The following is a 264-nucleotide window of genomic DNA, read 5'->3' as shown; positions in this document are numbered from 1 at the left end:
GCGCTGACCACCGCCCAGGTCAACAACCTGGCCACCGCCTCGCTGGCCGCGCTGAGCACCGCCGGCGTCGCCGCGCTGACCACCAACCAGGTCGTCGCACTGACCTCGGCCCAGCTGAGCAGCCTGGCTTCGGCCCAAGTCGCCGCGCTGTCGAGCAACGCCATCGGCGCCATCGAGACCGCCGACATCGTCGGCCTGACCACCGCCAATGTCGCCGCCTTGCGCAGCGCACAGCTGGTGGGTCTGGCCACGGCACAGGTGGCC

1 protein-coding gene is annotated in these 264 nt (G+C 72.0%); it reads left to right on the top strand.

Annotated elements, in window-relative coordinates; translation table 11 throughout:
- On the top strand, nt 1-264 hold a 264-nt coding region (locus RUGAMON1_RS32740), incomplete at both ends, for a hypothetical protein (RefSeq protein ID WP_445234439.1).

Origin of the sequence: Duganella rhizosphaerae (assembly GCF_040364205.1) — a bacterium.
Taxonomy (GTDB): Bacteria; Pseudomonadota; Gammaproteobacteria; order Burkholderiales; family Burkholderiaceae_D; genus Rugamonas; species Rugamonas rhizosphaerae.
The sequence above is the reverse complement of the archived record's forward strand: the minus strand, read 5'-3'. Positions and strand labels throughout refer to the sequence as shown.